An 8,311-nucleotide genomic window follows, 5' to 3' on the forward strand; every position below is an offset into this window, starting at 1 on the left:
CCGTTCGGAGCCGTGAACACGATGTCGTCGGTGATGACAATGAAGCTCTGGTGCGTCGCGCCCACGCTCTTGAGGCCGGCGGCCTTGATCGCGGGATGGTTGATCGGGCCGCGGCCGGCCGGAACACGCCATTTGTGATCGCCCGTGTTCATGTCGATCGCAGTGATGGTCGAGAACGGCGGCTTGAAGAGCGGCAGTCCGTCCGGTCCGCCGACGCCGGCCCACGTGCCGGTGTACTTGTGGGCGGACGTGCCCTCGACCTCTTTCTTCATCTTGATCGCGAACGGGATGGTGAAGGACGGCACGTAAAGGACGCCGGTCTTCGGATTGTGAGCCGCACCCGCCCAGCTCGCGCCGCCAAGCACACCCGGAACATTCAGCGTGCCGGCCTTATCGATCGTCGGAGGCGTAAACAGCGGGCCGTGGTTGTAGCGGTTGAGGATCTTCTTGGCCTCTTCCTTCAGCTCTGGGGTCAGGTCGATCAGGTCGGCCTCGCTGGCGCCCTGCTGGACGTACGGCGCGGGCTTCGACGGAACAGGCTGCGTGGGCGCATATTCCTCACCGGGAATATTGCCGGCCGGGACTGCCTTTTCCTCGATCGGCCAGATCGGCTTACCGGTGGCGCGGTCGAAGGCGTAGACGTAACCCTGCTTCGTCACCTGAACTGCGGCCTTGATCTTCTTGCCGTCGACGGTGATGTCCATCAGGTTCGGGTTCGTCGGCAGGTCGTAATCCCAAAGTCCGTGACGGACGATCTGGAAGTGCCAGGCGCGCTTGCCGGTTTTCGAATCCAGGGCAACGAGCGATTCCGCGAACAGGTTGTTGCCCAGGCGATGGCCGCCGTAGAAGTCGTTCGAGGGCGTCGACAGCGGCAAATAGACCGTTCCCGTCTCGTCGTCGCACGACGGGCGAGCCCAGAGGTTCGTGCCGCCCGTATCCTCAAGACCGCTCTTCCAGGTGTCAGCGCCATCCTCGCCGGCCAGCGGCGGGTTGTGGAACATCCAGACGCGCTTACCCGTCTTGAGGTCGAATGCGGGAATGTCGCCGGGCGGATGATACTTGAACGGCGGGCGGCCGGCGGCAAACGAATCGAGCACCGCGAGGCTCGGAATGATATTGCCGCCGCAAACGATCGGCGGCGAGCTTACGGTGACAAGGTCGCGCTGCACGGGACGGCGCTTATGGATCGTCAGGTCGACGCGGCCTTTCTCGCCCCAGCTCTCGACGGGCTTGCCCGTCTTCGCGTCGAGCATGATGAGAAAGGCATCCGGCGTGCCGGCGATGATGCGCTGCTCGCCGTCGACCTCAACGTACGTCAGGCCGCGGCTGATGAAGCCCAGGTTCGGCGCCTGCCCGGCCAGATAGCCCTGCGGGTCGTAGAGCCATTTTTCCTTGCCCGTCGCGCCATCGACGGCCGTGACGATGCCCAGCGGCGAGGTCGCATAGACCGTTCCGTCGATCGCGAGCGGCGTCGACTCGTTGACCCAGGTGCGAAGATCGGGATTTTCCGCCGCAAGGTTGTTGCCGGGCAGGGAGAGGCGCCAGGCGATCTTCATCTTCTTCACGGACTCCGCCGTCGCCTTGCCGTCTGCGACATACCGCGAGCCCGCTTTGTCGCCCGTGTACTCGGTCCAGTTTCCGCCCCCGGCCTCGGCCATACCGGCGCACACCGTCATGCACGCGGCTAGCGACCACCGCGCAAGCCCACTTCTTCCCTTGGAGAACATTTTCCTCGCCCTTCGCTGTTTCGTTCTTCTAGCGAACGCGCGGGGGCATTTTTAACAGATCCCCCCATTTTCGCGTCTGCAAGTCCGCGGCGATTTTCGTGTTCGCGCGATCCTTGCGAGGGAGAATGGGAGGCAAGCGTTATGCCAAAATGTTTTTCCTGCTCGAAGTGCAGCCCAGTGAGAAATGAAAGACGCGCTCCGGATATCGAGCGCGCGCTCTCAGCAAAACCACGCTCGTCGATACTGCGTTGATTACGCGCTGTTATTTTAGCAGCTCGACGTAAACCCATCGGATCGGCATTGGGATGCGGCGTCGAACATCCGACGCCCTACATTTCCCCCCATTGTTCGATGAGTTGCGGACAAAATGCGTCATGTGTTGCAATGATAAGATGCGCATATGGAAAACTTCCCGAAACGTAATGGAAAACTATAAATCTCGCCTAGGAAATTTTCCTATTTGGACTGCTGATTTTTTCTTATTTCTGATTTCCGACGGAGATCGACAACTCGGCGGGACGAATGCGGACGGGTGGCTCGGCTCACGCGAGCGCAGCGGAGAGGAGGTCCGCGAGGCGATCGAGATGATTGTGTCCGATGGGAGCGAGCGCGGTCGCCTTTTCGATCAGCGCTGCGGCGTCCGTGCTCGCGAGAGGCAGAACCGCAAGCCATCCGGCGGCGACAAGCCCGGCGATGGCTTCGTCGTCCTTGTTGGGCGCCACACTTGCGGGCGCGAGCGCAACGGCCGGGCGACGCGACAAGGCGGCTTCCGTCATCATGGACATCGAGTCGCTCGTGACAAGAAGCAGGTCGCAATCAAAGGCGGTATCGATGGAGCCCGGACCAGCCGTTCTATAGTCAATGACGGTGACGGCTCCGCCGCTCGCTTCGGCAAGCGGGAGCAGGTGTGCATAGGCCTCGTCGGGCGTGCGGGGCGAGGTGACGACGGTGACGTGGCCGCCCCATTGCACGACAAGCGCCTCCGTGAGGGCCGCGAGGCGCAACCAGTCGTCACCCGCGAACCTGGCGTAAGGCGTCGGCCCGCCTACAAGGAGGCTTACGCGAATGCCTTTTTCACCTCCGCGCGCAGGAAGCGGACGCGGCGCGGGAATTGGGTCGGGGTCGAAAGGTGTCGGCTTGGGGCCCGCCACGACCTTGGGCGGGGCCGCGACGGATGCATAGGGCGTGAGCACGAGCCGAAACGCGGCGAGCGGAAACCCGCGCGTCGAACCGCTGAATACATTCGGCGCGCCGAGGAGGCGGGCGAGGGCGACATTGGCGCCGAGCGTGGCGCCCCCCGAGGAAACGATGACGTCCGGTCTTCGCAGGGCGCCCGGATCGATGCCGTGAAGCAGGCGCAGCGTCCAGGCAGGCGGCAGCACCCGGCCGAGCTTCGGAACAAGCGCCTTCGGAAGGAATGCCGGCAGACGCAGCTCCAGCCGGTCGACGTCGACGGGTGCGTGCCGGCGCAGGGCCGCAACCACGCCTTCGCTCTGGCGGTAGTGACCCGGGCGGCCGTCCGAAATCAAAAGCACGCGTTTCAGCCGCACGGCCTTTCCGGACTCTGGTTGCTCGGCGTTCAGGCTGGCCTACCTTCCCTTGCCCGGGAACGCGGCGCATCGCCCGGCGGCGGCATATTCCGTGGCGACGGACAGCCTGTCTACCTACGGGCTCCAGGTTTTGCAGCGGGTCCCGACAGCAAGTTGGTAAATTTCGCCGGCGGCTCAAAATTGTCGTGCCGGAGCGTGGCCGGGAAGTCCTAGGCCGTGTGCCGTCTGATGGGCATACTCCCGCTCGTTTTCGCGTGTTCAGTTCTCCACGGGCCATTTTATCAGCCGGAATCCTGCCATGTCGCTTGGTGCGCGTGCGTTCGTGTTTGTCGTCTATGTGCTGCTCGGGCTTTCCTTCATCGCCGTGCCCGCGGTGCTGATCTCGGAGTTCGGGCTGGAGAAGGCGATTGCTTTCGCGACCTTCGACAGCCACCTGTTCCTGTTCTTCCCGACACTGGGCCTCGTGGCGCTGGCCGCTTTCTATCTTCCGTCCTGCGCCTTCGTGGATATGTACTGGCGCTATGTCTCGCTGGGACCGGCGCGCTTTCTGGCCGGGCTCATCCTGATCGCGGCAGGCGCCTACCACATCGCATCCGGGCTCTCCGCCAACCCGCACCGATCGGTCTGGGATCTCAAGCCGACGACGCTTGCGGCCGACAAAAGCGAGCCTGCAGGATGCGGGAAGCAAGGCGGCCCAGCCTGCGAGCGCGTGGCCCTCATCGACGGAGTGACCAACTTGCGCGCTGTGAGCCAGAAGCGGCTCGGCGTGCGCGAGTTCTATCGCTCCTGCGAGGATGAGCCGCTGATCGGCCACGACGGGACGAAGGAAGTCGAGCGGTTCTGCTTCGCCTCGACGCCGCTTTCGGAGGCACCCCCGCTCAGCACGGACGCGGCCTGCTGCACGGCGCAGCAGCGCTACCAGTCGGCGATCGACACGCGGTACGTCGACCCGGTGCAGCAGTCGATCACGGGGCGCGTGCACAAGCTCCTGCTGCCGGGGAAGGTGTTCTTCTTGTTCATCCTGCTGGCCATCAGCATCCTGCTCACTGTGCGGCACTCGGGCGTCAAGCGGCACTACCCGGACCAGCTTTCGCGTATCGAGATCGGCGTGCTGGTCGGCGCGGCAGCGATGATCTTCTTCCCGCTCATGAGCCAGGGCTACGTGCAATCCGCCGATGCCTTGTTCGGCGTACAGCAAAAGGGCGGCTTCCGGGCCATCGTGCCGCTCATGAGCTTCCTGTTCGGCGCGTGGGCGATGCTGCTGCTCCTGTTCTCGTTCCGCCAGCACGACCACGATCTCGAACTCGCGGCCAAGCTCGCCGGCGTCGCGGCCAGCACGATCGCGGTGTTCAAGTACGATATCCTGGTGGCGATCGTCGTCCGCTACCTGGGCTCAGGTGCGTCGGAGCTTTCCTTGCTTCTGCTGGTGGGTCTCGCGCTCTTGGCGGTGGTGGTGTTGCTGTCGCCGCTGGCGCGCAAGCTGGTGCTCGGCGCGGACATAAAGGAAAGCTGAACGGCAACGCCGCGCGCGCCGGACTGAACGGTCAGATTTTCGGCGGACGTCTCGCGGCGCTAGTGGCGCATATCCGCTTCGACGTCGTCCATGTGCGTTTTGATGACGCTCGCCGTCTCGTCGGCGAGTTTCTGGTTCAGCCGCGCGAAATACTGGAACTCCGCCTGGTACTGCTGCTGCGCGCGCTGGAAGAAATCCGAATACGCGGCGAACAGGTCCTGTACCGTCTTGCATTCCATAAAGCGCTGCGAAGCGGCCATGTCCTCGTTCAGGCGGCGATTGACGAAACCCAACCACTCGTTATTCGCCTTCGAGACCTGCTCGAGGAAGCGGCCGTTCAGCTCGGTCATGGCTGCCAACATCGGCCGGTTTATGCTCATCCAGGCCTCGAACGAGGCGAGACCAGGATTCTGGTCGGCTAGCGATCTTGACGCATTGGCATTCATCGTACGCTCCTCCACCAGTGATCCGACTTCCGACGCGTGATTGCTGCGCGATGCAACGCTGCGTAGACCAAACAGTGCATCATGCTTGCAATGCCCAACACTTCGGGTTGGTTGCATGCTCTCAACGGGCCAATGCCGGTGTCGGTTGTTTCGGCCTTCGGCCCGGCTCGTGCGCCTTCGGAATGGAAGATGCACGCACGTCACGTCGTCAGACGACGCTACTGTCGCGCCGCGCGCAGGGCGGCGCCTTTCACATTCCGAGTTATCCACAACATCCCGGCGCATTTGAGACACAAGCGCGCCATGCACCGGACTACGGAAAGAGATAGCGTTTGCAACGCATTTACAGCGAAACACGCGGATTCGAGCTTCAAAATCAACGCGATCCGTGAGCTATTGGGGGCGAATTGGCGGGCCGTCACAGTCCGCATTCCCGACAGGACCGGATGCTTGTGCATGATCCATTCTCTCGCCCGCGTCGCGGATCTCTGGATCAGCCGGCACGCCGCGCTCGATCGCAGCGCGCTTGCGGCCGTGAGCGGATTGGCTCCGGCTGTGGTCGTCACCGGCGCCTCGCGCGGCATCGGCCTCGCGCTTGCCCAGCGCTTCGCGGCGCGCGGGCCGGCGGTGGTTCTGATCGCTCGAGGAGAGGCCTCGCTCGGAGCAGCCGCAAAGGCCCTTTCCGACGCGACGGGCGTGCGCACGGTGCCGCTGGCGCTCGACATCACGTCGGCAGACGCGCCGCACCTGATCGAGGCCGCGCTCCGCGAGGCCGGACTTTACGCCGACGTGCTGGTCAACAATGCGGGAGTTGGCCTTGCCGGCCCGTTCGCCGAGCAAGCGATCGCCGACATCGAGCGTCTCCTCGCGCTCAACATCACGGCTGCGACGCGGCTCATGCATCACATGCTGCCGCCGATGCTGGCGCGAGGACGGGGCGGCGTCCTGAACGTCGGCTCGCTCGGCGGGCTCGTGCCCGGTCCGCACCAGGCGGTCTACTATGCGAGCAAGGCCTACCTGATCTCGTTGACGGAGGCGGTAGCGTATGAAGCGCGAGGACGGGGTGTGCGCATCGCAGCGGTTGCGCCGGGTCCGGTGGACACGGCGTTCCATCGCGCCATGCAGGCGGAGCGCGCGCTCTATCGCAGCCTTGTTCCAGCGATGAGCGCGGAGGCGGTCGCACGCAGCGCGTACCGCGGCTTCCTGCTCGGGCGCACGGTGATCGTGCCCGGCGTGCTGCCTTCGCTTGCCCAACTCGCCGTCAAGGTCCTGCCGCATGCCGTGAGCGTGCCGCTGGTCGGGGCGCTGCTGGCGGTCGAGAAGCGTGCCCCCGAACGCGACGCCTTATGACATGTGCGACCAAATGTACCGACCGCACAAATCGTTATGCCGACAAAGATCGTTTGCAGAGTTGAAACGATTTCGCGGTTTAATCCCCTCAAGCGCCAGGGATAGGTCCCGCGTACCTTGGTGTCGAGCGGCGGTCTGGCGAGAGCATGCGTTCTCGATAGGCTGCCGCCATTGTTTTCAGGGGTCGCGCGCCACCTGATGCTCAATCGATAACAGCTCTTAATAGATTGCAGGCGGCACCTCAGCCCGGCTTGCGGTTGATGCCCGCGCCTTTCTTCCGAGCCACCTCGCGGGCAAGCGCGTCGACAAGGTTTCTGTCGATCGGGGCCGGACGCCGACCAACCGGGCGATCGGGAGCGTCGGAAATCGCATTGTCGATGCTTACGGCGTCGCTTGCCGGAAACGTGGCCTCAAGCGCGCTGTCCAATTCCTTCTCCAGCTCCGCCTTCTTCTTTTTTTGAGTCGCGGCCGTCATGGATCGTCCTCCTCCCACTCATCTTATGGAGAAACGCGCGAGCTCGCTCGCCAGTTCCTGACGCAAAAGGCCCGCCCTCGGCGAGAGCGGGCCTGCTGGCCGAGATCCGGGCTCCCGTTAGCTACAGGCGACGGCGCAGGGCGCGATAGCCGGGCTCGACGGCCTCCGACAGACGATCGAGAAATTCGTTGCCACTCGAGCGGCGCGACGAGGAGAGCTTCCACAGCGCGCCGATGGCACAGGCGGCAACGACGACGGCGCCGATGGCGATATACGGTTGCTCCTGGACAAAGCGCTTGGTTGCGGCGGCGGCGTCGCTCGCGGTTTCGCCGGCTGCCTTCACGGCCTTGGCGCCCTCGGTCGCTACCGTATCGGCGACGTCCTCAGCTTTCTGCTTCAGGTTTCGAATGCTCTCCTGGCCTTCGCGGGCGCGCGACTCGACTGCGTCCTGATACGACTGATACGTCTGACCCATTTTTACGGCTCCTTGTTCGCGATTGCCTCAGGGGTGCGCTGACAACGCGCTGTTCAAAAAATCGTTCCGCAGCGCACGCGCATCATGTGCAATCGCCATCAGGCTTCCGGGTGTCGGGAATGGCTTTCTTTTTCCGCGCGCCGCCGGCGAAGCCGTGCTCGATGAATTCGTCGGCGGCCCCGGTCTTTTCCTCCGGGCGATACGACGTTCCTTCTCCGTACTGCTCGCGCTGGCCTTCGCCGTAGGTGAGTTTCTGATCTTTCGTTTCCTTGGCCGTATGGGCGGGTACGCGTTCGCGCGTCGGCAAGGCCATGAGTACTTCTCCGCTCAGCAAGTCTGCCAAGGGAAAATCCGTCAACCGGCATTTCGGTTCCGACGTTTTCCCGGTCCGATTGCCAGTGGGTGTGGTGCCTGCGCACTAGAGGCCTCCTGCAAACCCCGCCACTCTCGTGAGCACCGAATCGGGGGGCTCTCATGAGCAAAGAGACGGTTTGCTACCTCGTGCTTGGAGTCAGTCTCGGCGTCATTCTGCAGGGACTGACCAAGCGGCAGGGCACGTCGACCGAGCATCAGCCGCGGCCTGACGGCCCCGGCGAGGTGATCGATCTCGCCGCCTGGAAAGAGCTGCACGGGCGGAGTGTCGCGACCGGCGCCAAGTAGGCCGGCTCTCGCCTCTGCGTGAAAAAGCCCCGGCGCGGAGCCGGGGCTCGTGGGCTGTTGCGGATCAATCGTCGCAAACGATCCGCCAACGATGATAGCGATAGACCCGATAGCA

General features: G+C 63.8%; 9 protein-coding genes. 3 read left to right on the plus strand and 6 right to left on the minus strand.

The window, feature by feature from the left end:
* The coding region (locus QZV93_RS16245) for a PQQ-binding-like beta-propeller repeat protein (protein WP_295559674.1) at positions 1-1,658 on the minus strand (1,658 nt) is incomplete at its 3' end.
* 611 nt (positions 1,659-2,269) lie between these two features.
* Positions 2,270-3,277 (minus strand): ELM1/GtrOC1 family putative glycosyltransferase, encoded by a 1,008-nt coding sequence (locus QZV93_RS16250; RefSeq protein WP_295559675.1) that lies wholly within the window; start codon positions 3,275-3,277, stop codon positions 2,270-2,272.
* 298 nt (positions 3,278-3,575) lie between these two features.
* Between QZV93_RS16250 and QZV93_RS16255 the strand changes: the two genes are divergently transcribed.
* Positions 3,576-4,790, plus strand: a complete 1,215-nt coding sequence (locus QZV93_RS16255) for a hypothetical protein (protein ID WP_295559676.1) — start codon at positions 3,576-3,578, stop codon at positions 4,788-4,790.
* A 59-nt stretch (positions 4,791-4,849) separates the two neighbouring features.
* Here QZV93_RS16255 and QZV93_RS16260 read toward each other — a convergent pair whose 3' ends face one another.
* Positions 4,850-5,353, minus strand: coding sequence for a phasin family protein (locus QZV93_RS16260; protein ID WP_295559677.1), 504 nt, complete (start codon positions 5,351-5,353; stop codon positions 4,850-4,852).
* A 339-nt stretch (positions 5,354-5,692) separates the two neighbouring features.
* Here QZV93_RS16260 and QZV93_RS16265 point away from each other — a divergent pair, with 339 nt between their 5' ends.
* Positions 5,693-6,586, plus strand: coding sequence for an SDR family oxidoreductase (locus QZV93_RS16265; protein ID WP_295559678.1), 894 nt, complete (start codon positions 5,693-5,695; stop codon positions 6,584-6,586).
* Positions 6,587-6,827: 241 nt separating this feature from the next.
* On the opposite strand, the gene QZV93_RS16270 is transcribed toward QZV93_RS16265, so the two are convergent.
* The 3 genes from QZV93_RS16270 to QZV93_RS16280 all read right to left on the minus strand — a co-directional run bounded on the left by QZV93_RS16270 (position 6,828) and on the right by QZV93_RS16280 (position 7,849).
* Positions 6,828-7,061 carry a hypothetical protein gene (locus QZV93_RS16270; RefSeq protein WP_295559679.1) on the minus strand — a complete coding sequence of 78 codons (234 nt, stop codon included), beginning with the start codon at positions 7,059-7,061 and terminating at the stop codon, positions 6,828-6,830.
* Between the two features lie 121 nt (positions 7,062-7,182).
* Positions 7,183-7,536: a hypothetical protein gene (locus QZV93_RS16275; protein WP_295559680.1), complete on the minus strand. Its 354-nt coding sequence runs from the start codon at positions 7,534-7,536 to the stop codon at positions 7,183-7,185.
* Positions 7,537-7,618: 82 nt separating this feature from the next.
* Entirely contained in the window at positions 7,619-7,849 is a 231-nt protein-coding gene (locus tag QZV93_RS16280; protein ID WP_295559681.1) for a hypothetical protein, read from the minus strand.
* Between the two features lie 161 nt (positions 7,850-8,010).
* Here QZV93_RS16280 and QZV93_RS16285 point away from each other — a divergent pair, with 161 nt between their 5' ends.
* The gene (locus tag QZV93_RS16285; protein ID WP_295559682.1) at positions 8,011-8,196 is read left to right on the plus strand and encodes a hypothetical protein; all 186 of its coding nucleotides are present in this window, start codon (positions 8,011-8,013) and stop codon (positions 8,194-8,196) included.
* Positions 8,197-8,311 lie beyond the last annotated feature (115 nt).

It is taken from the genome of uncultured Hyphomicrobium sp. (genome assembly GCF_902826555.1).
GTDB lineage: Bacteria > Pseudomonadota > Alphaproteobacteria > Rhizobiales > Hyphomicrobiaceae > Hyphomicrobium_C.

Coding starts and splice junctions, on each gene's coding strand:
- QZV93_RS16285 (WP_295559682.1), top strand. CDS start 8,011: ATGAGCAAAGAGACGGTTTGCTACCTCGTGCTTGGAGTCAGTCTCGGC.
- QZV93_RS16260 (WP_295559677.1), bottom strand. CDS start 5,353: ATGCAACCAACCCGAAGTGTTGGGCATTGCAAGCATGATGCACTGTTT.
- QZV93_RS16255 (WP_295559676.1), top strand. CDS start 3,576: ATGTCGCTTGGTGCGCGTGCGTTCGTGTTTGTCGTCTATGTGCTGCTC.
- QZV93_RS16265 (WP_295559678.1), top strand. CDS start 5,693: ATGATCCATTCTCTCGCCCGCGTCGCGGATCTCTGGATCAGCCGGCAC.
- QZV93_RS16275 (WP_295559680.1), bottom strand. CDS start 7,536: ATGGGTCAGACGTATCAGTCGTATCAGGACGCAGTCGAGTCGCGCGCC.
- QZV93_RS16270 (WP_295559679.1), bottom strand. CDS start 7,061: ATGACGGCCGCGACTCAAAAAAAGAAGAAGGCGGAGCTGGAGAAGGAA.
- QZV93_RS16280 (WP_295559681.1), bottom strand. CDS start 7,849: ATGGCCTTGCCGACGCGCGAACGCGTACCCGCCCATACGGCCAAGGAA.